The organism is Reichenbachiella ulvae (genome assembly GCF_025833875.1).
Lineage (GTDB): Bacteria > Bacteroidota > Bacteroidia > Cytophagales > Cyclobacteriaceae > Reichenbachiella > Reichenbachiella ulvae.
The window spans coordinates 1,915,374-1,939,239 of sequence record NZ_JAOYOD010000001.1 but is presented as its reverse complement, the minus strand read 5'-3'; the positions used below and the strand labels follow the sequence as shown (position 1 = coordinate 1,939,239).

Sequence of the window (23,866 nt, the reverse complement as noted above, 5' to 3'; positions counted from 1 at the left end):
ACTCAGCTTGAAAAGAAATTTACTCTTACTTATATGTTTGGTGGGACTGGCTCAGGTCTCTTTTGCTCAGAGTAACTGTACGCAGAAAATCAGTGAAGCAGAAGATCTGTATGAAGCAGGAAGACTCTATGAGGTGACCAAAAAACTAAATGAAGGAACCTGTCTGACTTCTAAAGAGGGTTTTTCCAAAGAGGAAAAGATCAGAGCCTATCGTCTTTTGGCCTTGGTATATTTATTTATGGATAATGAGCCTGATGCCGAAGATGCAGTGGTTCATTTGCTGCAAGTAGATCCTGAGCACCCAGACAATGACCCGAATGATCCTGCAGAATTAAGAATATTGTTTTCTAAATATAGGTCCAAACCTATTTTTCGTTTGGGGGGATTTCTTGGGATGAATATGAGTTCAGTGAGCTCTCTTCAGTCCTATGGAGGTTTCAATCAAGCCAATAATGGTTTTGATTTCGATCCTACCGGAAGTCAGGTTTCCAAAGAGTTCGGTACCGCCTTTGGTACTCAATTTGGACTTACATTGGAATATATGATAATCAAAAACCTCGAGATCATTTTGAGAGGACAGTTTGTGACTAATAATTATGAATTGGAATATCAGCTAATTAGTAATGGTCTGGATAATGATCCTGAAATTGAGTACAACACAGGTTCATTTGAAGTCTCCTTGTCTGAAAGCCAGAGCTGGATAAAAGTACCTCTATTGCTTCGATATAATATTCCATTAGGTAATTATGTTCCATATGTCACAGCTGGCGGTTCTTATGATTTTTTAGTGGCTTCAAGTATGACTGGAAGTAGGTCTGGTTTGGGTACCAAGTTTGTGACTGGTTTGGATTTAACTCAATACGATATGCGAAATACTACCAATTGGTCATTGTATGGGGGAATTGGATTGAAATATACTGTTAAGAGAACCAATAGTCTGTTCATTGAGGCTGGGTACTATATGGGAGGAGCTAATTTCGTAGATGGGGAAAATCGATATGCTTCAGATGATTTCAATTGGAGTATTGGGCATGTTGATGATGATAAGGTATTAAATAGTATTGCAGTATCTGTTGGATTCATTCATTCCTTCTATAACCCCAAGAAGTATTCTGATTCGAAGTTGGAAAAGTTGAAAAGAAAAAAGCAAAGAAATGATTAAGCAAATGTGGAAATATACCCTTTTGGTAGTTTTTTGTGCCTTGTTTTTTTCTTGTGCACAAGAGGATCCTAGTAGTTTAGATCCTAGTGAAGTATTCATTAAATATTTTGGGAGTACGGGTAATGAACATTTGATAGATATGGTTCAAACCTCATCTTCAGAGTTCATCATTTTAGGACAAACCAACAATACGGAATCAGGAGATGTTGATTTTTATATTGTAAAAACGGATTCGGCCGGTAATGGTATTTGGCAACAGAAGTATGGTTACGATCATGGTAATGCTAATAGGGCATTTAGTGAGGATATACCCAGTTCGATTCGTTTGATTAATAATGACCAGAGTTTTTTGGCCATTGGTACAAGCAATATTTCAGACACACTTAGCATTTTTATGCTCAATATCGATGTAGCATCTGGGGCTGTCAATGAGCAATTGATTTATCAATATGAAGACAATAGACCAGCTACTAGTTTGGAAGATAGAGGATTTGTTTCCACCTCTGGGGCTGATGTGTTATGGAATGAGATGGACGATGAATTCATCATCCTTGGAAGTACTGAAACATGGAGTGACGCCACTTACCTTAATGATCCTAGTAGTATCTTTTTGATGAGTATTCCTAATACTGGGGATATGCAAACGGCCTCCGAAAACCCAAGCTGGATTGATATTTCAGGATTACGATTGGAAGATAGGGGGGTGAAATTGTTAGAAGATGAGGGACGATATTTCAGTCTGTCAACTAGTACAATCCCATTAGGAAGCCCGCTAGGTTACGGACTGCGTGATGTTTTTATTCAAGAATTCAATTCACAAAGTGGGGTAGTTCTAAACAGTGAGTTTTATGGAACTACGGATCAAGATGAAGCTACCAATTTTGTAGCGGCCAATGGGACACTTTTATTAACAGGAGCTTCAGGAACAGAGCAAGCCAAACAGACCTTTTTCGCGAGAATCAATCAAACTCTACCAAAAAGACCAACTGATGAATTGAAGATAGATGTGGTTTCTGAAATGGGTATAGATGCGAATGGAAGCAGGGGTATGGATTTGGTTAGACTGCCTAGTGGAGCTATTTATGTCGCTGGGCAACTGGATAGTTATACTACAAGCAGTGGTGAATTTAAGGAGAATGAGATAGTAGTGTTTAGAATGGATGCATTTGGAACTTTAGATACTGAGAATTTCAGGATCATGGGAAGTGAAGATAATGATCAAGCCAATGCTATACTATTGAGACCTGATGGTGCGTTAGTAATTGGTGCCACTGTGGATTTTGGTTCGACTACTATGATGTCGCTATTTAAAACCAATTTCCGTGGGGAGTTTAAGTAATACTACGAGGTGTTACAATTTTAGAATGGAAGGAATTAATCATATATCTGCCAGCAAGGATATTGAAATGATAAGAAAGAAGATGGGAGAAACTGACAAATCTAGACTGAGTGACAATTCACCTTTTGATTTAATGGATAAAGACGAAATGACAATGAGTAAGTCTAATGATCGCATCTTCGGAAAAAATAGCTATGGTTTTATGAAACAGTTTTTGCTTGTTGTTTTTTTATGTTCGGTTGGATTTATTGGTTTTGCTCAAGACTCTGATATAGTAGTAGCCAGTTTTTTAAAGGAATCAGATTTTGATCCAACTTCTTTTGTTGCGACAGATATAGATTTGTCAAGTACTGGTGATGAATTGGAAATCGCTCGATTTACTATAAGAGATGGCGGTTCTACAGCTCCAGATGCAGATGGATTGGGGACAATCATTACAGATTTTGATATCTCGATATCTAATCCAGACAACATCAATAAGGTAGCGCTATATTCAGCCGGGAGTGAATTGGCAGAAGGGACTTTATCCAGTGGAATTATTTCATTTAATACTTTAACACTGACTGCTCCTGACGATGGGAGTGTGGATTTTAGTATTTATGTTACCTTGATTACTGATGGTACAGTTGTGGATAATCAGTCTTTAGAAGTTACTGTAGATGTCAGTACTGTAACAGCATCTGGTACTGGTACAAACTTAAGTGCAGCATTCTTGGGAGGAGCTGATTTAGTAGATTCGAATTCCAGTACAGAAAATCAAATTGAAGTAGTGGCTTCAGCTTTGAGTTTTAGTCAAGATGTATCGAATGCCCCTCCGAATGTTTCTATGTCACCCAGCGTAGCGGTATCTATAGTAGATGCAAATGGGAACGTAGATACGGATAATACTGCAGTATCAGGAGATTTGAGTATCACATCCACAGGCACACTGAATTCCACACCACAGACAGTCACTCCAATTTCAGGAGTATCGACCTTTGACATTATACACACAGCTACAGGAAGTACCCTACAGTTGACCGCAGCAGCAGCAACCAATATAGTAGGTGGTCCATATACGAGTAGCACTTTTGATATTACCGCCCCAGATAGTGAGTCAGACATCGTAGTGGCAAGCTTAACAAAGCAATCGGATTTTGATCCGACGACCTATGATGCGACAGATATAGATTTGTCAAGTACAGGTGATGAATTGGAAATCGCTCGATTTACCTTACGCGATGGTGGAGCAGATAACACAGATTCTGATGGAATAGGGACAATTATTACAGATTTTGATATCTCGATATCTAATCCAGACAACATCAATAAGGTAGCGCTATATTCAGCCGGGAGTGAATTGGCAGAAGGGACTTTGACAGCAGGAAGTATTTCATTTAGTTCTCTGACCTTGACTGCCACTGATGAAGGTACGGTAGATTTTAGTATCTATGTGACTTTGGTTACAGACGGGACAGTAGTAGACAATCAGTCCTTAGAAGTAACTCTAGATGTAAGTACGATAGTTGTATCAGGATCTGGATCAGGAATGGATGCCACTTTTGTTGGGGGATCAGATTTGGTTGATACAAACACAAGTACTGAGAACCAGATTGAAGTGACAGCAACAGCTCTTGAATTTAGTCAGGACGCAAGCAGTGCTACCCAATATGCAAGCATGAGTCCCAGCGTAGCGGTATCTATAGTAGATGCAAATGGGAACGTAGATACGGATAATACTGCAGTATCAGGAGATTTGAGTATCACATCCACAGGCACACTGAATTCCACACCACAGACAGTCACTCCAATTTCAGGAGTAGCGACCTTTGACATTATACACACAGCTACAGGAAGTACCCTACAGTTGACCGCAGCAGCAGCAACCAATATAGTAGGTGGTCCATATACGAGTAGCACTTTTGATATTACCGCCCCAGATAGTGAGTCAGACATCGTAGTGGCAAGCTTAACAAAGCAATCGGATTTTGATCCGACGACCTATGATGCGACAGATATAGATTTGTCAAGTACGGGTGATGAATTGGAAATCGCTCGATTTACCTTACGCGATGGTGGAGCAGATAACACAGATTCTGATGGAATAGGGACAATTATTACAGATTTTGATATCTCGATATCTAATCCAGACAACATCAATAAGGTAGCGCTATATTCAGCCGGGAGTGAATTGGCAGAAGGGACTTTGACAGCAGGAAGTATTTCATTTAGTTCTCTGACCTTGACTGCCACTGATGAAGGTACGGTAGATTTTAGTATCTATGTGACTTTGGTTACAGACGGGACAGTAGTAGACAATCAGTCCTTAGAAGTAACTCTAGATGTAAGTACGATAGTTGTATCAGGATCTGGATCAGGAATGGATGCCACTTTTGTTGGGGGATCAGATTTGGTTGATACAAACACAAGTACTGAGAACCAGATTGAAGTGACAGCAACAGCTCTTGAATTTAGTCAGGACGCAAGCAGTGCTACCCAATATGCAAGCATGAGTCCCAGCGTAGCGGTATCTATAGTAGATGCAAATGGGAACGTAGATACGGATAATACTGCAGTATCAGGAGATTTGAGTATCACATCCACAGGCACACTGAATTCCACACCACAGACAGTCACTCCAATTTCAGGAGTAGCGACCTTTGACATTATACACACAGCTACAGGAAGTACCCTACAGTTGACCGCAGCAGCAGCAACCAATATAGTAGGTGGTCCATATACGAGTAGCACTTTTGATATTACCGCCCCAGATAGTGAGTCAGACATCGTAGTGGCAAGCTTAACAAAGCAATCGGATTTTGATCCGACGACCTATGATGCGACAGATATAGATTTGTCAAGTACAGGTGATGAATTGGAAATCGCTCGATTTACCTTACGCGATGGTGGAGCAGATAACACAGATTCTGATGGAATAGGGACAATTATTACAGATTTTGATATCTCGATATCTAATCCAGACAACATCAATAAGGTAGCGCTATATTCAGCCGGGAGTGAATTGGCAGAAGGGACTTTGACAGCAGGAAGTATTTCATTTAGTTCTCTGACCTTGACTGCCACTGATGAAGGTACGGTAGATTTTAGTATCTATGTGACTTTGGTTACAGACGGGACAGTAGTAGACAATCAGTCCTTAGAAGTAACCCTAGATGTAAGTACGATAGTTGTATCAGGATCTGGATCAGGAATGGATGCTACTTTTGTTGGGGGATCAGATTTGGTTGATACAAACACAAGTACTGAGAACCAGATTGAAGTGACAGCTTCTGATATTGTCTTCACCGACATAAACGGTGGTGATCCACAAGATGCAGCTACCTTTTCGGTTTTTACCGCTACAGATTTTTCTTTAGAGTTGCAGGCTCAAGACGCCTTGGGTAATGTAGATGTTGATTTTGCGGAGACAGTTGATTTGATCGCTAGTACCAAACCTGGTGGGTCAAGTTTAAGCACCACCGATGGTATAGGCTTGACTACAGTAGCCTTTACCGATGGAGTAATCAATTGGACAGCATTAGAAGCGAGCAAAGGAGGTAATTGGAGGCTTCAGGCCACTAGTAGTATCAGTGGATATTCTGATCAGACGATTCAATTCAGTGCATTAGACGCTAGTTCGGATGTCGTTGAAGATGCGGATTTTCCTTATCCAGAAAAAATAGATTATACACAATACACTGAAACTGACATTAATGGTGATGGTACAGGAGATATCGTGTTGGCTCGATTCACTGTCAGAGATGGTGGGCAATATGATAATGTGGCCATGGAAAGTGATAGTGATACGGATCCAACAACAATCACTTCATTTGAAATTACGGTTACCAATCATGAGAATATAGATCAAATCGCTCTTTATACTTTTGATGCTAGTTTGAATTTTGCTGCAGGTGTGGAGTTGGGAGAATTTGATGTGGCTACCGAGGGTAGCAATGTATTCAATTTCGATTTGTCTAAAAGTGTATTGAATGGGTTGTTAGGAATTAACAAGGATTTTGATATTGCAGATAATGATTCAGTTAGATTTGAGGTTCGTGCATCTTTTAACAGTGTGGTGACCGATAATGATATTATTTCAATTGCTGTTACTGGAGTTACCAATGGTGGCGGTTCTAATTTCACTCCTGGAGGAGTGCCAAGCTCAGGAGACTATGCCGGTATATCCCCTGCAACTAATGGGTTGTCGGGTGAGGATAACTTGATAGAAGTATTAGGAGACAGGTTAATTTTTTCTTCTGGAAATCCTGAAGCAGCTGGACCTTTCGAAAGAGAAACTGAAGATATTGTTTTCACGATTCAAGCGCAAGACGCCAATGGTAGTGTAGATCTGGATGAAACATCTTCTTTATCGTTATCAGGCCCCAGCGGTTTAAGCTTAACTTCTGCTACATTGACTGCAGGCGAGGTAGAGGTTACCTTGAATATCAATGATGAAAATGAAAATGCTGTACTAACCGTTGCTGATGCAGATGGAACGACAGGTAGTGAATCTGGAAGCAACTCATTGGGTACTTCAGCTGTTGCCAATGATATTGATGTTTATGATACCACAGCACCTTATGTTCTTTCAGGAGCTACAGATGTAGTCCCAACGATAGGGTCTACTATGGATCCTTTGACAGATGTGATTCAAATACAATTTAGTGAAGAAGTTTCTGGTGTAGCTGGTAAACAAATAGGAGTATATAGTACTTCACCTTTTCAGTATATCACTGTTGATGCTGATGATATCAGTAGAGTGAGCTGTGATGCAAATGGCTTGGTTTCAATCACATTGCCCACGGTCCCTACTGGAGGAAGATCTTATACGGTCAATGTGGATGATGGTGCATTTTCTGATTTGCCTAATAATACCAGTGCTGTTAGTGCTGGAGAATTGAGTTATGTTTCTGATTTTACAGGAACAGCTTGGACTTTTAATACTGTAGATGCCTTAGTACTTATCAGCGTGGACGTAGTTAGCTCTACAGAGTTTACCTTGAACTTTAATAAGGCAGTTGATTTAGTGGCTGCTGATGCTACTGAATTTACCATTACCGATGCTGAGGGAACTGATTTTAGTCCTGCTGCTGCGAATGACCTGACTGACAATGTTACTGGTGATGTGGAATTGGAATTAACGGGATTCGATCTTTCATCAGCTGTAGGTGATTTAGTTTTTGATTTTACACCTAGTACTACAGCTATCGAAGATGATGCTACCAATACACTCAGTGTTGCCTCATTTAGTGGAGTTAAAATAAATTATGATCAGTCTGCTCCTCAAATTACTTCTGCCGCATTGGGAGGTAGCCCTACAACTGAGATAATAGTGACGTTTGATGATGTAGTTCAAAGCAATGAAACCAACCCAACAGATTTTACTATTGTGGATGGAGAGGGAACTGGTTTTACGGTGGTGTCACAGGTGGATGATACTGGTTTCGATACGGACATTTTGATTACCACCAGTGGTGATTTGTCCACAGCAGTTGGTGATTTAACTGTGACTTATACCAATAGCAATAATGAAATAGCAGATTATGGTGGGAACAGCGCACCTACGGGTAGTGTAGTAATAGATAACGATAGCTCGAATCCAACTGTGACCTTAACAAGGAATGCTCCAAGTGCTGCTGAAGGTACCGTCAGTCAGACAACTGCATCGAGTGTTAGTTTTGATGTGTTATTCAATGAAAAAATAAATAATGCGGAGTTTTCTTTGGCTGATATTTCAATACAACTATCGGGAGCAACGATAAATGGGATTGGCTCTAATAATTTAACTGCAGATAATGCTGTCTTTAGTGGTAGTATAATATTGACTCCTGATGTTTCAGGTACGGAATATACGGTTACAGTCAATAATGTGGCAGGAGATGGTACTTTGGGTATTACCTTAATAGGTTCTGGAATCCCTGATTTTGGAGGGAATTTCCTAAATGGAGGTACAAATGAAGTTTCAGCTACCTTCGGGATTGATAATTCTTCACCTATAGTATCTTCCATTATTCGAACTGGAGCTGCTGCCGAAAGAACCAACGCAACTAGTGTCAATTTTACAGTTACTTTCAATAAGGATGTAACCAATGTAAGTGCTGATGGATCAGATTTCGAAATTGCTGGCAGTGCTACCACAGGAGCCATAAGTGTAACCCCGAATTCTGCTCAAGAGTACATCGTGAATATTACTGGTGTAGGTGGTGATGGTTTGCTAGATCTTAATTTTGCTGCAGGTCAAGACATAGATGACCTAGGAGGTAATGATTTTGATGGTACCTCTATTTCTTCAGAGGAGACCTATACTATAGACAATACGGCTCCTTCTTTCGATACGGAAACAGGTGTTGCCGAGGATGCCAATATTGAATTGACATTTAATTCTGATGAGACAGGGACGCTCTATTATGTAGCGATTTTGGATGGTGCTGCAGCACCAAATGCAACACAATTAAAAGCAGGGACTGACGGAGCGGATGCTCCTGCAGCTGCCAACGGATCTATCAATGTGGATAACATTGGTAATGATTTTGTTGTTGATCTTACCTTGAGTGCAAAATCTACTTATGATATATATTATCTAATTGAAGATGAAACTTTGCTGAACCAATCTTCAATTTTTAGTTTTTTGAATGTACAAACCGGAGGAGTCTCTATAACTAGTCCTGTTTGGACTAACCTTTGTTTGGATGGAATAGCTGAGGTGGGTAATACAGGAACCGTAGATTTAGTAATAACAGAGCGAATTGCGAATGATATTAAGGCAGGATCGGCAGTTAATTATTTGATCAAGTTACCAGCTAATTTTGAGTTTAACACATCTGTTGGTTCTCTTACATCAAGCGGTACTCAAATTACAGGAACGAGTGTAAGTTATCCTGCTAATGATATTTTACAGTTAGAGTTTACAGCTTCAAGTGCCTCTTTGAGTGAGTTGAATACCTTAACAGTTTCTGGGCTGGAGGTTAAGGCTAAGACTTCTGGGACAAGTACGACAACTTTTACCAGATTTGGGGGAACTGCCAATATCTATGGAGCGAACATTGGTGATCCCGCCTTTGTTTTGGGATCAGTGGCGAGTAAGGCAAGGCCTTCTGCCCCTTCAATTTCTTTGGCAGGAACAGGGGATGTAACGAATGGCCAATTTAGAATTGATTTGTCGGGCACCTTTGACCTGACTGCTTCAGGAGCAGGAGGTACCTTCGATTGGACTTATTTGGATGGCTCTGCTGCACAAAGTAATACTGCTACAGTAGATGAAACAGGTTGGAATACAACTGGAAGTTTTCCTAATACCTTCAGTAATAGCAATAGTGCCCTATATACAGTTCAAGTTCAGGAAACCGATGGTGATGGCTGTATAAGTGACGTTTCCGATGTAGATATAGCTGTATTTGGCATCACGCTCAACCCAAATACTACGGCCTTTACTGATGATGATGACACGGGAACTTTAATTTCTGCAGATTTTCCTTCAGGGGCACACTCTGGTAACTATGATGGTCCAGGATTAGTAAATGAAGATATTGGGGTTGCAGATGCTTCTTTGGCGACCGTACGATTTAGACCTAGCGCGGCAGGTATCAGTAATAACCATGTGGTATCTTATACTTTAACAAGAAATTCTGATGGAGAAGAGTTTGAGGTATCACGAACTTTTAGTGTGTCAGATGCTGATGAAACATTGTTTGCCAATGTTTTTTCTCAGTATTTCTGTGAGTCTTCTGCATATATCAATAACACTATGAATGTGGATCCCAATCCATCTACTGAGCCGACTGGTGTATATTTTTATGAATTGGAGGCCTTTAATTCTGGGGCTACAGAAATAATTATTAATGATCCTCTAACTCCACCTGCTTCATGGGCAGGTTCGGCTACTAATCCTGCTTCTGCAGATTGGTCGGTTGCCAATTGGTCATTTGATCCTACTGTCAGCGGCCCTGGGACTTTTAGAATCGTTAGGTATTTCGTGAAAGATGGTGCTACCCTGCCGGAGTCTGAGAAAAACCCTCTGGGTAATACGGAATTCATCGTTTACGATCTGCCTACAATTGATTTGGAAAATAATTTGGCGGATGATTTTTGTGTAGATGCGGCTGATGAGACTTTAGATGCAGTTATCACACATGGTGGTAATTCCGCGAATATTGGATTTACTCAATACAGAATTGTAAAAGAAACTACACCGGGAAGTGGTACTTTTAATGAGGCCAACTATGTTACCGTTTCCAATACGAGTTTGGATTTTTCAGCCATTGCGGACGGATCAATTAGTGCTTCTTTGGCCATGTCAGGAACTAGTTCAAGTTATCAAATTCAGGTTAGTTCATCTGCTGCACAAGATCCAGGTGATAATTCCGTGAATTTGGGATGTACTAACACTGCCACTGCAGTTATTTCCATATATGCAGTACCAGCAAAGCCTGATTTGGATATAGCAACAATGGGTGTGGGGTATGAGCCAACAACAAATGACTATGTTCTCGAATATTGTGACCCAGATGATTTAGAAGTATTTTCGGTTTCAGGTCAAAATGCTACTACAAAAGTCAGATGGTATGAGGATGATGGATTTGGTGGGTTAGGAAATCTCGTGCATGAAGAAGCAGGAACAGCTTCAGGATTATCGACAAGCGTCTTTGACCTTTTCGGTACAATTAACCCAGCAGTGGGTACACATGTTTTCCACTTCACACAAACTCACTATACGGACGTGACCGGATTTGATGGTTGTGAAAGTGATTTTTCTACAGTGACTGTAGAGGTCTATAGTACGCCTGCCAATCCTGTATTGGATGTGAGTGCAACAGGAGCTGAGGTGGTTTCAGGAGTATATACTTTTGAATATTGTCAGGGAGCAATAAGTGATATTGTTATTTCATCTCCAAGCGTTACCGCCGGATCTGACTTTTATGATTGGTATGATTCAGATGGAGTCAATGTAATTGACGGTCTGGGAATTGATGTAGGAGGTGATGGTGCAAGTGATGGTGCTTCCGAGGGTATTTTTGCTGCGGCAGGAAATACAACTATCACAGGGACTGAATTTTTCAGTTACTTCGGTGAATCTCCAACCAGCCCAACAGCAGGTACATACACTTTGTATTTTGCAAAAAGAGAGAATAAAAACACAAATGGAACCTTTGATGGCTGTTCTAGTAGTTTGCAGCAAATAGATGTAGTGATTTATGATTATCCTGTAGCACCTGTATTATCAACAGCCCTTTCTGATCTGAATGCATGCTCAGGTGAGGTAGATTTAAATTCGAGAATTGCATCGACCGATGAGATTTCAACCCCACAAACTAATAATGTAAGATACAGTTGGTATGATGCAAGTACTGGAGGAGCATCAATTGCTAATGCAGATGGTTCGGATGTTACTTATGGGGACGTAGTACCTAGCTTGACGGCTGATCAGGGGACAGCCCCAACAGATGGTGCCAGTGGGTTTTATGAATTGACAGCAACTTATTCTGCCACTGCATACTTATCTCAAACTACGAATTTGCTGGGATCATCCCGATTGACTACTGATTTTGGTGGATGTGAAAGTAGTGTGAGGACTGCGGTTGATATTACCATTTACCCATTAGAAAGTGCGCCTGTTGTGTTAGGACCATCCGATGTGGGGACTTACACTGGTGGTACCAACGAAGTATTGAACTATGAAGCCGGGGTACTTTCAGCCTCTAACACATTCGACGCATCAACCAGCTTTACTGTAGATGCTACCTATGAGCAAAATTTCAATTGGTTCATTTCTAATAGTTCTGGAGATAAGTTCAGCCAAATTTCGGTTGTGGCTACTAGAGACGCCTCAGCAGCTGCCAATGAGCTTGGATTGACAGGTATTCCAAGTGACGTTCAAAGCTATTTCTTAGTCAATCAGACCACCTCTATTGAAATAAGTGGGGATTTTGATGGTTGTCAAAGTGATTTTACCACCTTGCAGATTAATACCTGGGATAAGCCTTCAGAACCAACTGAAATAAATGGTGATACGGAATTGTATTATTGTTATGGTGATGCTGTTCAGCCTATTCAGGTAGTTAACAATTCAAGTGATAACAGTGAGCCAAATTTGAAATATGTTTGGTATAGATCTGAAACCGATGCTTTAAACCGAACCAATGCTCTGACTAGTACCAATTTGACTGGAGCAGAGGGAGAGTATATCAACCCTATAGATTTGTTGACGGATGAAACTCGTTCGGATGGAGGTACCAATATGTCGGGAACTCCAGAGGTTGGTAGTTATACCTTCTATGTGACAGTAAATAAGGATTCTGGAGTCACTGGTTCTGATGAAAATTTCCCAGGAGGCGAAAGTGATCCTCTTGAACTAACTATATTGATCAGATCGATTCCTGAGACACCTACATTGGTTAATGGAACTCCAACCATCTGTGATGGGGCTACAATACCAACTTTCCAGGTTCTTAATTCTGCAGGGGAGCGTTTTACATGGGTTTTTGATGCGAATAGCAATAACACAAATGATGATACTCCTTTAGTGGATGAGCTTTTTCAATCGAACTTCACCCCATCTAATACTGGAGCGGGTGTTTATACCTATTTCGTAACTCAGGTGACTGATAAAGGAGTGTCAGGTTCAAGTTTTGCGGGTTGTGAGAGTACAGCACTGAGCTTTGATTATACAATCAACGATATTCCTGCACCTCCAACCATAGATGGAAATAATGGAAACAATGTTTATGAGTACTGTGCAGATGCTACCATATCATCGTTGACTATTGCGAATGAAACGGATTATAATGGTACTGCCACTTTCAATTGGTATTCTAGTAGCTCTTCAACAGGTCTAATTAGTACTTCTCAAAGTACAGATGGTTCTGAAATTTTGGCAACAGATCATCCTTTATTCCCAACGGTAGATAGAAATACAGATCAGACGATAAATTATTACGTGACTGTCGAAGAAGATGGTTGTGAGAGTAGTGAGTTTGCCGCTAATAATAATACCAACGTTACTGTTACAATTTTCCCTATTCCTGATTTAACCATAGAATATGCAACGGCAGCAGGGGGGAATTCGATAGGTGCTAATGCTGACGGTACGGAGATTTGTTATGATGAGGCTTCCTTTTCGCTTCAGGCGAAAGTTGATGGAGTCAATTCTACAGGTGGTTCATTTGCTATGTATGCAAGCAATGCTGATGCATTAAGTGCAACATCGGCTGTAACTGGTGGATTCACAGATAATGGAAATGGTACTGCAAGTTTTGATCCTGCGGCAGTTGCTGTTGCTGTAGGAGAAACAAGAGAAGGGAGTGCGACAACCGTATATGTAAGATATAACTATACCGATGGAACTACGAGTTGTGGAGATTATATCATTTATGATATAACCATAAATCCTCAACCTTCTTTGGATATTTCTTATGATGGGACTTTTTATGATGATGATGCCGCTAGTGCTGAGGCAAATTCTTTTGCAGTATGTTATGAGGAAGGTTCTATTACCCTGCAGGGAGTTCAGGAGGGAGCTTTTGCTTTTGCTGGTTCGTGGAGCGTAAGTACAGGGAATAGTGCCTTGTCAACAACATCTGGAGGAAGTGTGAGTTTCGATTTGCAGGTGGCGGCAGCCAATGCTGGTACTACCGAAGAGGGAGTATCTACCGACCATGTGGTGACATACACCTTTAACGATGCGAATAGTTGTCAGAATAGCGTTTCGATAACAATCACTGTTAATCCAAGACCAACTTTGGATATAGTATATGATACAGACGCTTCTATTGATGGAACAGCATTATGCTATGATAATGGGCTGGAAACTTTAACTGGAATACAAGAAGGCATTGATGCAATATCAACAGATGGTACTATTACCTGGTCAGTTAATACGGGTGGATTTACCAATGTGGGTTCTACAGTAGACTTTACACCATCGACTGCTGCCATTAGTGCAGGAGAATCGGAAGAAGGCTTGCCTAGTACTCATAACATCACTTTCGGTTTTACAGAGTCCGGAACTGGTTGTTCAAACACTATTACCAGTACGGTAACGGTTAATCCATTGCCTACAGTTGATGTGGTTTTCAATGGTGATTATGCCAATTATTCTAATGGGGCTAATCTTGCGGATGCAGAACTTTGTTATGAGGATGCAAGCTTTAGCGTTAGAGGTAAGGAAACTTCCGGATCAGCTACGTCTTCTGTAGATGCCAGTATTGACAATGGAAGTATTTACTGGTTTATAAAGTCAGGAACGGTTGAAACTAATTTGGGTACAGCAAATACAGCAACAATTAATTTAAAAGAATCAATTAACAACGCTGGGACAGATTCACTTGGAATACCAACTGATCATATAGTAACTTTCTTATATACTGATGATGGAGATGGGAGAACTGGTTGCTCAAATTCAATTACCAAAACCATAACTATTAATCCATTGCCAAAACTAGATATTGTTTCTGGTGGAGCTGAACTAGAAGGACAGGAGTTCTGTTTTGATGATCAAACGGCAGTGGTACAGGGAACTCAGGAAACAGGAGCAGCTTCTGAAAGTAATGCTACCTCAGGTTCATGGATACTAAATACGGGTAACAATGCTTTGACCGATAATTTGAATGGGTCTGCAGTTATCAATTTGCAGACTGCAATGACAAATTCAGGGTCTTCCAGAACAGATAATATTACCAATCATCAGTTAACTTTTAGTTATACCGATGTGAATGGCTGTGACAATCAGGTAACTCGAAATTTTGTGGTTAATCCACAGCCAGTGTTGAGCATAGTTTACGATCATGATTTGGATGGAGGTACTTCAGAAATCGATTTAGATGGATCAGCAGTTTGTTATGAAGATGTTGTTTACACATTTCAAGGGACTCATGCCACTGGTAACGCAACTTCAGCATCATTCGCGACTTCAAATAGTACTTGGTCTGCAAATACTTTAGTTAATGGTTCAAGTAATGGGACGGCAACATTTTCAGCCTCACAAGCTGCTGCTGTGGCAGGACAGAGTGTGGCGACAGGTGAAGATACAGATCATGCTATCACATTTAATTATACTGATGTTTTGGGATGTTCTAACTCTGTTACACAGACCATAACCGTTACGCAGTTGCCTACACTGGATGTTGTATTTCCCAATATTGAATCAGGGTCTCAAAGTGTCAGTGGAGAGTATTGTGCAACAACAACTGATGTAGAGATATCTGGAGTAGTGGAAGGTGTTTCCGCAGCTAGTGGTATCTATGATCTGGAATCAGGCAGCTCCGGAATAACGAGCAATGGTGATGGTACGGCTATTTTTCATCCTGATATTGCACATTCTTTGGTTGGTGGAGTTTTAGAAGGAAACGCAAGTGATGCGACCAGTCATATTGTGTCTTTTACACATACAAGTTCCAATACTGGTTGTACCAATACTATTAAGAAGACTGTTGTCGTCAACCCTCTTTCAACCTTGGAATTTAGCAGTATAGAAGAGCCTACATTTGAAAATGTTACTGAATTTGTGATATGTGAATCGAATGAGGATTTTGTGGTTTCAGTGACGGCCCCAATTTCAGGAGATAATGGTAGATTCTTTGTCAATGGAAATTCTATCAATTTAACCGCGGGTAATATTACCAGAGCGACATTTGAACCATCCAGATGGGGTAGTGAAGAGCCAGGAAGCGAAATTGAGACTTTGACTACAGATGGGATAAGTGCTGACTATACTTTGAGATATGAATATGATGATCAAAATGGCTGTACGAATTCGATAGAAAAGACAATTGTGCTTTATGATCAACCGAAAGTTTCTTTTGAAATTGATGGTGGCTGTGTGACCCCATCCGTCAAGTTTTCTGCCAATACTTTGCCTGAATCTAATTACTTAGAGTCAGACTTGACTTATGAATGGGCATGGTATACAGAAAGTGATGCGCCAGTTCCATTATTCACCACCAATGGGGTTCAGGAAACCAATGAGGGTAGAGTAGTAAGGAAGAAACTGCAATTGACCCAAGATGATATTCTGGAGGAAATATTTGAGGCTCAATTAATAGCTACTTATACTATGCCCAATGCCTCAAATACAAATACGGGTTGTGCATCTATATTGGAGAATGGAATTACCATTCAAGATGTACCGGTTACAATCAGTCCTACTATTTCTTTTGTTTGGGATTCAGTGACGGTCAATAGACCTACTTCATTCTTTGTAGATGAATTGAAACTGGAAAGTTTCAGAATTGATAGTATTGGTATCGTTTATTCATTAGGTGCAGATACGGTATGGACTGATATTTCTAATGCTGGTTTGGCAGCATCAGAGGATTTTAGTCCAATTGAGTATGTCTACAATCAGCCTGGCGTTTATGATGTGACAATGACTCTGACTACAAGGAATACTTGTAGGTCAAGTCTACAAAGGAAGGTTCAAATTGTTCCTAGTATTTCGGTAACTCCTGACAATCCATATGTTCAAACATTTGAATCAGGATCTTTTGACCCTGAAACGGATGGATGGTATGCTGAGACATTAAAGGATAATGCGATAGCCATTAATGATACCACAGGACTATTAGCATTGAGAGATAAAAGTTGGGTATGGAAATCTGTTGATTTTGATGGTGAAGGAATATTGACAACTGATCCAGACAAACCAATTACCTCTGGACCGTTTGTTTGGTCAACCTTAAATGACAATGGTAGCAACAAGTATTTGGGTTCCGAAGATTCATGGTTGTATAGCCCGGAATTTGATCTATCTGCGATGACCAAACCCATGGTTTCATTTAATACCATTTATCAATTTGAAGACTCAAAAGACGGAGTTGTCTTTCAGTACTCAATTGATAATGGTCAAACATGGGTTACTCTAGGGAGCAATGAAGGAGGTCCGAGTGGAAGTAAGTCAGGTTTAGAATGGTTTAATTGGAATAACATAGGTGCTGATCCTGGACAGCAGCAAGATAAGTTTGGTGCGCTTACGGCATCTGGTTGGTCTGGGATTCAAGATCAGTTGACATGGGTGTCTGCAAGGCACAGTCTCGATGTGGTACAAGAAGGACGCGATCATGTGAGATTTAGATTTGCTATTGCATCAACTCCAGAGTCTGGATCGGATAAGCCATTTGGATTTGCCTTTGATGATTTTGTGATTCAGGAAAGATCGAAGAGTGTGCTGGTTGAGCAATTCTACAGTGTGTCTGATGATGAAGGTGCGGATTTGTACAATACGGCTACTGCTGAACTCGGGGCAGGTATTGATGCATTATTGGAAAGTGCTGGATTATCTTCTGATCAATTGTCAATTGCCTATCATGTAACATTTGACAATGATATTCAAGACCCCTTCAACACACTTAATTCGGTAGACCCTTCTGCGAGAAGAAGTTGGTACCAGGTGGATCAAGTTACATCACTTCTGGATGGTGATTATGGTTCCAATGCTGGTGACGGTACTCTTACCTGGACGCAAAATGATTTGGTTTTGAGTTCGTTGGCTGATCCTGGATTTACGATTGATATTTTTCCAGATGCTACAGCCACTGAAGGAGAAATTAAGGGTAGTGTTAGCTTTACCGTTAATACGCCTGAAGGTTTTGAGGCAGGAGAGGAATTGATCGCTTTTGTAGCTATTATTGAACGGACTGTTATAGAAACCATTGGAGGAATAGATGAACACAAGAATGTGTTGAGAAAATTATTGCCAAATGCTTCTGGACAATATATCAAGTTGACAGAAAATATGGTCAATGGGGACGTCTTGCCAATTGGTTCTGCCAATGATGCAGATGGAGATCCAACTACTCTTGATGTCCAGTGGGACTTAGCTAATATTTCTGATGATGCAGAATTAGCTGCAGTGGTCTTCATTCAAAATAGAAATACAAAAGAAGTGTATCAAGCCAAAATGGTAACGGCTGATGGAACTACAGCAGAATCTAATTTGATTACCAGTAAGGCGACAGTAGCAAATAATATCTTAGCTTCAGGTGATCAGAATGCTATTAAGGACTACATGCTGTATCCAAACCCTTCAGATCAAGAAGTGAGTATTTCATTTGGTACTAATCTGGATGAGTCATTGGATTGGGTAATGTATGATCAGACTGGAAGAGTATTCGAACAAGGTGTAGTTCCGACAGGATTAGATGCTTTCAAGCTTTCTACAAGTGATTACCCATCTGGAGTTTACTTTATCTCTGTGCAGGGTAAGAATTATAAATTCGATATTAAGAAGCTGTTGATCCATCACTAAAAATAAATTGTGATCACAGAAACAAAAAGCCCCGATAGAATTCCTATCGGGGCTTTTTGTATTAAATTGGATCAAATCTCTTATAGCATATTTAATCGATCAAATACCTTTTCACGATAAGATACGCCTACGGGAATGTACTTGTCATTGATCACCACGTTCATGTCTTCAAAATAGTTGACTTTATCGAAATTGATAATATAAGAACGGTGTACCCTGGCAAACAAACTTCCAGGTAATTTCTTTTCAATTCCCTTCATCGTGTGATGTACGATGTGCTTTCCTTTGATGGTGTTGAAAATCACATAATCAGCCATGGCCTCTATGAATAGGATGTCGTCCAGTACTATTTTGTAAATCCTCGAATCTGATTTGACATATAACTCGTGAAAGGTCTCTGCCTTTTTTCTGAGGCTCTCAAGTGTCTCATTGGCTTTAACAGCTGCTTTGAGGAAGCGGCCATAGCTAAATGGTTTGACCAAATAGTCTGTGGCGTTCTTTTCGAACGCTCGAACGGCATACTTCTCAGCAGAAGTAATCATGATTACTTGATAATCAGAGGTGAGCGACTCCATCAGTTCCATTCCGGACATTTCTGGCATTTCTACATCCAGAAAAATAATATCCACGTCTGGGTTGTCTTTTTGCAACAAAATATTGGAGGCTTCTATTCCGCTCGATAGTTCGTGGGTCAGCTCTAAAAAATCGGTCTTCTCTACGTATTTGCGGATCATTAATCTCGCTAATTCGTCATCATCGACCACCATGCACTTCAATGCCATCTTCGAAAAGTAGTTAGGATTTCAAAAACCTTAATTTAGTTTTTATTTAAAAGTTTAGAAACATATTTTCCAATTATATCGAACTCCAGGTTTACTTCATCGCCGGATTCGAGGTGTTGAAAGCCAGTGTGCTCATAAGTGTAGGGAATAATGGTGACAGAAAAATTGTTTTTTCCTGACTTGAAACAGGTGAGACTCACCCCATCTATGCATATCGAACCTTTCTCCACAGTTATGTTTCCGATGGCATCATCATACTCAAAATCAAATAGCCAACTGCCATCTAAAGTTTCCTTATTTACGCATTTGGCTGTTTGATCTACATGTCCCTGTACGATATGTCCATCAAATCGGCCATTAGCAGGCATGCATCTTTCAAGATTGACTACAGAACCCTCAGTTAGTTGCCCGAGTGTTGTCTTCTTTAGGGTTTCCTCTACAGCCGTTACCGTATGACAATTGTCCCCTAAAGCTACTACTGTAAGACATACGCCATTATGGGCTACACTTTGATCAATTTTTAGTTCAGTGCTGATTTGGCTTGAAATTGTAAAATGAAGGTTGGTTCCTTCTTTTTCAATTTTCAGTACTTTTCCTGTTGTTTCTATTATCCCGGTGAACATGATGAAATTGTCCTTGATTTGTGGGTGTAATGTTAGTGAAAATATGTTTTCGTCAAGGGGATTGATTGTCAAATATTGCTCTATTTTTGGAATTCGATATGGGAGTAAAGGACAGCTACAAACATAAAGGAATGCGGCGTTCGCTCGTACGCAAATTGAGAGAGAAAGGGATCGCCAATGAGCGTGTCCTGGAGGCTATTGGTACGGTGCCTCGACATGTGTTTTTTGATGAGATTTTTGAATCACATGCCTATCAGGATAAAGCCTTTCCTATTGCAGAGGGGCAGACCATTTCCCAGCCTTATACAGTGGCTTTTCAAAGTGATATTCTTGAAGTAAAACCAGGGGATAAGATTTTGGAGGTGGGGACAGGTTCTGGGTATCAGTGCTGTGTCTTGCTGGAGTTGGGTGCTGAAGTGGTAACCATTGAGTATAAAGAAAAACTGTCACTGCTTGCCCAAAAAATGCTAGGCCAAATGGGGTACCAGGCGTCCAGGTATTTGGTAGGAGATGGGTCATTAGGCTGTCAAGAATATGCTCCTTATGATGGGATCATAGTTACAGCTGGCGCACCGATTCAGGCAGTGGAGGTGCTGACAGCACAGTTGAAACCTGGAGGACGTTTGATTATACCCGTGGGTGATTTGACTACTCAAAGAATGGTGAAAATCACTAAGGTTTCTGAGAGCCAGATTGTAAAGGAAGAATTCAATAACTTCGCCTTTGTTCCCTTATTAGGAGACAAGGGATGGAAAAAATAATAGAATGACATTAAGCAAAAAGACACCCAAAGAATCCCAGGTAATCAAAACGGAACTCGTACTGCCTAATGATACCAATACTTTCAATAATCTGATGGGGGGGAGGCTTCTGCACCTGATGGATATCTGTTCTGCCATTTGTGCCCAAAGGCATTCGGGAAGTGTGGTGGTGACTGCCTCTGTGGATAATGTGTCTTTTTCACAGCCCATCGCTTTGGGCGAGGTGGTGAATATGAAAGCGACAGTGACGAGAGCTTTTAAGTCCTCCATGGAGGTATTTATTGAAGTCACTGCTGAGGATGCTCCCGGTGGTGTGTTAAAGCCGAGTAATTCAGCTTATTTTACTTTTGTGGCAGTAGGAGATGATAATAAGCCCAGGCCTGTACCTGAAGTAGAACCGGAAACGGAAGAAGAAAAAGCACAGCATGCGGGAGCATTGCGAAGGCGCCAGCTAAGATTGGTGTTGGCCGGAAGAATGAAACCTGATGAAGCTAAAGAATTAAAATCCATATTTTTTGATGAGTGATTATCCAAGCTTTCTGAAATACTTGATTGACGAGCAACTCTATATGATCGATGATCAGCAAGAAGTCGCCACTTTAGAAAAACAAGTTGTGGTCGAACATGACCCTGAGCCAGTTAGGGATGAACCACAAGCTGAAGCTCAAATTCAAGAACCTGCTACCGAGTATAAAACGTCAATCATTGACAGCACTTTGGTACTATTTGAGAATTCACAATCTGCAGATATGGTAGCCGGAGAAAAGGCTTATTTAGAAAAGATATTGGGTGCGGTAAAATTGAAATGGGAGGATGTAGTCAAACAGAATGTGTTGGTCAACCCTATTGATGATAAACCCAACCATGCCAGAGTCATTGCCTTTACTGCCAATCATGGTTTTGGAGTACTGCCTCCCTATCAAGTGAGCGAGCAATCTGGACAGCAAGTACTCATGGCTCACGATCTGGCAACCATATCTGGTTCGGTTGAGTATAGAAAGCAGCTCTGGGCAGCTTTGCAGAAGATGTTCTTGTAAAGAATAAGATTTGTTAAAGAATCGATAAATCTTCTGCCTCCTGTTGAAAAATATCTGTTAATTTCTGGCAATTCTTCAACGAAAAGTGGAACATTGCGTAAGAAAATTTAATCTAAAGAAAATTGAAGACGATTAGTACCATAGACACATTAATAGGAATGACAATGGCAGGATGCTGTTGTTGTGAATTATAATGACGTTTGTGGGAAAGCCCCTTTATTAAATAGCTCCTGTAGGAGTACAAAAATATTTAAAGCCTTTCCCCTTCCAGGAAGGGCTTTTTTATTGAAACAAAACGAAGAAATGGAGATCAGTCAAGATTCACAAGTATTGAAGAGCCTGGAATCGCTCGGTCAGTTCGTAGGTGCTACACCTTTGTTTGAGGTGCAGCATTTATCTCCTAAACCATCGGTTAAAATCTTTGCTAAGATGGAGTGGATGCAGTTTGGAGGTAGTGTAAAAACACGCCCAGCCTACAACATCATCAAAGGAGCACTGAAAAGCGGTGAATTAGGTAATGGTAAAACGCTTTTGGACGCGTCTAGTGGTAATACGGCATTGGCCTACGCTACTATAGGGGCCAGATTAGGGATTCCAGTGACTATTTGTTTGCCAGAAAATGCTTCATGGGAGAGAAAGAAATTATTGAAAGGATTGGGAGTAAACATTGTTTACACTTCCAAATTCGGATCTTCGGATGAGTCTGAGGCGAAAGCCGAAGAAATGTACAGAAATGATCCAGATAAGTATTTTTTAGCCAATCAGTATGGTAATGAAAACAACTGGATGTCTCACTACCAAGGGACAGGTCCAGAAATATATGGTGCGCTAGGTGATCAGATCACGCATTTTGTGACAGGGCTGGGAACTACAGGTTCCTTCACTGGGATTACAAAATATCTGAAAGAACAGAAACCAGACATCAAAGCGATAGGACTTCAGCCTGATGGTGCATTGCATGGTTTGGAAGGATGGAAAGACATGGAGACGGCCAAAGTGCCAGGTATCTATGACAAGGCAGTAGTGGACGAGATCAAGCATGTGGATACCTACGATGCATATGATTTGATCAAGGAAACGGCTAGAAGAGAAGGGTTGTTGTTAAGTCCCTCTTCTGCTGCCAATCTGAAGGGAGCCATCGATGTGGCCAATGAGATAGATAGCGGCGTAGTAGTTACCCTGTTTCCGGATAATGCCGAGAAGTACAGCGAGATCATTAAATCATTGTTCTAATGAAGAAGCAAGTCATAGTTGATCAAGAAACACTGGCCTCTATGCATCGGCACGCATTGTCCGATTTTCCTAACGAATGCGTTGGGTTTTTCTTTGGTGAAGCTAACGGTGAATCCAAGAGAATAAAGGAATATACCCCATTGGAAAACTCCAAAGAGGGGGATCAAAGAAGACGATTTGAGGTACATCCAAAGGATTACATGGCTGCAGAAAAATATGCAGTAGAGAGTGATCAAAAGTTTTTGGGTGTGTATCATTCGCATCCAGAACATCCTGCAGAGCCATCCGTTCATGATTTGGCGCAGGCGGTTCCATTTTTTTCATATATCATAGCCTCTGTGTCGGAGACGAAAGTGCAAAATACACGGTCCTGGCAGCTCAATGATCAGAATGAGTTTGAAGAAGAGGATATAATCAACGAATAAGCAACATGGCAGAAATAATCATACCGACACCCCTTAGAAAATTTGCTCAGGATCAAGCCAGTATCAAGGTTGAGGGGAGTGACGTTCAATCGGCTATAGAAGATTTGGTGAAGCAATTTCCAGATTTGGAAAAACAAATCTTTGATGCGGATGGTAAAATCAAACGTTTCATCCGAATCTATAAAGGGGAGGAGGATATTGAATCACTTGATAACGAAAAAACTGCAGTAGAGGCAGAAACAATAATCAGTATCATTCCGGCGATCGCAGGAGGAAGAGGATAGAAGC

Annotated in this window: 11 protein-coding genes; 9 read left to right on the top strand and 2 right to left on the bottom strand. The window is 40.7% G+C overall.

Annotated features, from left to right (window positions below; translation table 11 throughout):
* Positions 1–7 precede the first annotated feature (7 nt).
* Genes N7U62_RS07770 through N7U62_RS07760 form a run of 3 tightly spaced genes read left to right on the top strand, consistent with a single transcriptional unit; the run spans position 8 to position 18,717 of the window.
* A complete protein-coding gene (locus N7U62_RS07770; protein ID WP_264137363.1) occupies positions 8–1,162 on the top strand; it encodes a porin family protein in 1,155 nt (384 codons plus the stop codon).
* Positions 1,155–2,501 (top strand): hypothetical protein, encoded by a 1,347-nt coding sequence (locus tag N7U62_RS07765; RefSeq protein ID WP_264137362.1) that lies wholly within the window; start codon positions 1,155–1,157, stop codon positions 2,499–2,501. The genes N7U62_RS07770 and N7U62_RS07765 overlap by 8 nt, the downstream gene beginning before the upstream one ends.
* 25 nt (positions 2,502–2,526) lie before the next feature.
* On the top strand, positions 2,527–18,717 hold the full coding sequence (locus N7U62_RS07760; protein ID WP_264137361.1) for a T9SS type A sorting domain-containing protein: 16,191 nt from the start codon (positions 2,527–2,529) through the stop codon (positions 18,715–18,717).
* Positions 18,718–18,797: 80 nt separating this feature from the next.
* Here the strand turns inward: N7U62_RS07760 and N7U62_RS07755 are convergent, their stop codons facing one another.
* The gene (locus tag N7U62_RS07755; RefSeq protein WP_264137359.1) at positions 18,798–19,499 is read right to left on the bottom strand and encodes a LytR/AlgR family response regulator transcription factor; all 702 of its coding nucleotides are present in this window, start codon (positions 19,497–19,499) and stop codon (positions 18,798–18,800) included.
* 35 nt (positions 19,500–19,534) lie between these two features.
* The gene (locus N7U62_RS07750; RefSeq protein ID WP_264140421.1) at positions 19,535–20,122 is read right to left on the bottom strand and encodes a riboflavin synthase; all 588 of its coding nucleotides are present in this window, start codon (positions 20,120–20,122) and stop codon (positions 19,535–19,537) included.
* A 98-nt stretch (positions 20,123–20,220) separates the two neighbouring features.
* On the opposite strand from N7U62_RS07750, the gene N7U62_RS07745 reads away from it, so the two are divergent.
* The 6 genes from N7U62_RS07745 to N7U62_RS07720 all read left to right on the top strand — a co-directional run bounded on the left by N7U62_RS07745 (position 20,221) and on the right by N7U62_RS07720 (position 23,862).
* Positions 20,221–20,883, top strand: a complete 663-nt coding sequence (locus N7U62_RS07745) for a protein-L-isoaspartate(D-aspartate) O-methyltransferase (RefSeq protein ID WP_264137358.1) — start codon at positions 20,221–20,223, stop codon at positions 20,881–20,883.
* A 4-nt stretch (positions 20,884–20,887) separates the two neighbouring features.
* The gene (locus tag N7U62_RS07740) at positions 20,888–21,409 is read left to right on the top strand and encodes an acyl-CoA thioesterase (protein ID WP_264137357.1); all 522 of its coding nucleotides are present in this window, start codon (positions 20,888–20,890) and stop codon (positions 21,407–21,409) included.
* Complete coding sequence (locus N7U62_RS07735) at positions 21,402–21,920, top strand: hypothetical protein (RefSeq protein WP_264137356.1); 519 nt, start codon at positions 21,402–21,404, stop codon at positions 21,918–21,920. The genes N7U62_RS07740 and N7U62_RS07735 overlap by 8 nt, the downstream gene beginning before the upstream one ends.
* Before the next feature lie 303 nt (positions 21,921–22,223).
* Positions 22,224–23,153: a PLP-dependent cysteine synthase family protein gene (locus N7U62_RS07730; protein ID WP_264137354.1), complete on the top strand. Its 930-nt coding sequence runs from the start codon at positions 22,224–22,226 to the stop codon at positions 23,151–23,153.
* Positions 23,153–23,578: a M67 family metallopeptidase gene (locus N7U62_RS07725; protein WP_264137353.1), complete on the top strand. Its 426-nt coding sequence runs from the start codon at positions 23,153–23,155 to the stop codon at positions 23,576–23,578. Before N7U62_RS07730 ends, N7U62_RS07725 begins: the two co-directional genes overlap by 1 nt.
* Before the next feature lie 5 nt (positions 23,579–23,583).
* Positions 23,584–23,862 (top strand): MoaD/ThiS family protein, encoded by a 279-nt coding sequence (locus N7U62_RS07720; RefSeq protein WP_264137352.1) that lies wholly within the window; start codon positions 23,584–23,586, stop codon positions 23,860–23,862.
* The last annotated feature ends 4 nt before the right edge of the window (positions 23,863–23,866 follow it).

Excerpts from the sequence above, each read along its gene's own strand:
- N7U62_RS07765 (WP_264137362.1), top strand. The coding sequence starts at position 1,155 with ATGATTAAGCAAATGTGGAAATATACCCTTTTGGTAGTTTTTTGTGCC.
- N7U62_RS07760 (WP_264137361.1), top strand. The coding sequence starts at position 2,527 with ATGGAAGGAATTAATCATATATCTGCCAGCAAGGATATTGAAATGATA.
- N7U62_RS07755 (WP_264137359.1), bottom strand. The coding sequence starts at position 19,499 with ATGGCATTGAAGTGCATGGTGGTCGATGATGACGAATTAGCGAGATTA.
- N7U62_RS07750 (WP_264140421.1), bottom strand. The coding sequence starts at position 20,122 with ATGTTCACCGGGATAATAGAAACAACAGGAAAAGTACTGAAAATTGAA.
- N7U62_RS07745 (WP_264137358.1), top strand. The coding sequence starts at position 20,221 with ATGGGAGTAAAGGACAGCTACAAACATAAAGGAATGCGGCGTTCGCTC.
- N7U62_RS07740 (WP_264137357.1), top strand. The coding sequence starts at position 20,888 with ATGACATTAAGCAAAAAGACACCCAAAGAATCCCAGGTAATCAAAACG.
- N7U62_RS07735 (WP_264137356.1), top strand. The coding sequence starts at position 21,402 with ATGAGTGATTATCCAAGCTTTCTGAAATACTTGATTGACGAGCAACTC.
- N7U62_RS07730 (WP_264137354.1), top strand. The coding sequence starts at position 22,224 with ATGGAGATCAGTCAAGATTCACAAGTATTGAAGAGCCTGGAATCGCTC.
- N7U62_RS07725 (WP_264137353.1), top strand. The coding sequence starts at position 23,153 with ATGAAGAAGCAAGTCATAGTTGATCAAGAAACACTGGCCTCTATGCAT.
- N7U62_RS07720 (WP_264137352.1), top strand. The coding sequence starts at position 23,584 with ATGGCAGAAATAATCATACCGACACCCCTTAGAAAATTTGCTCAGGAT.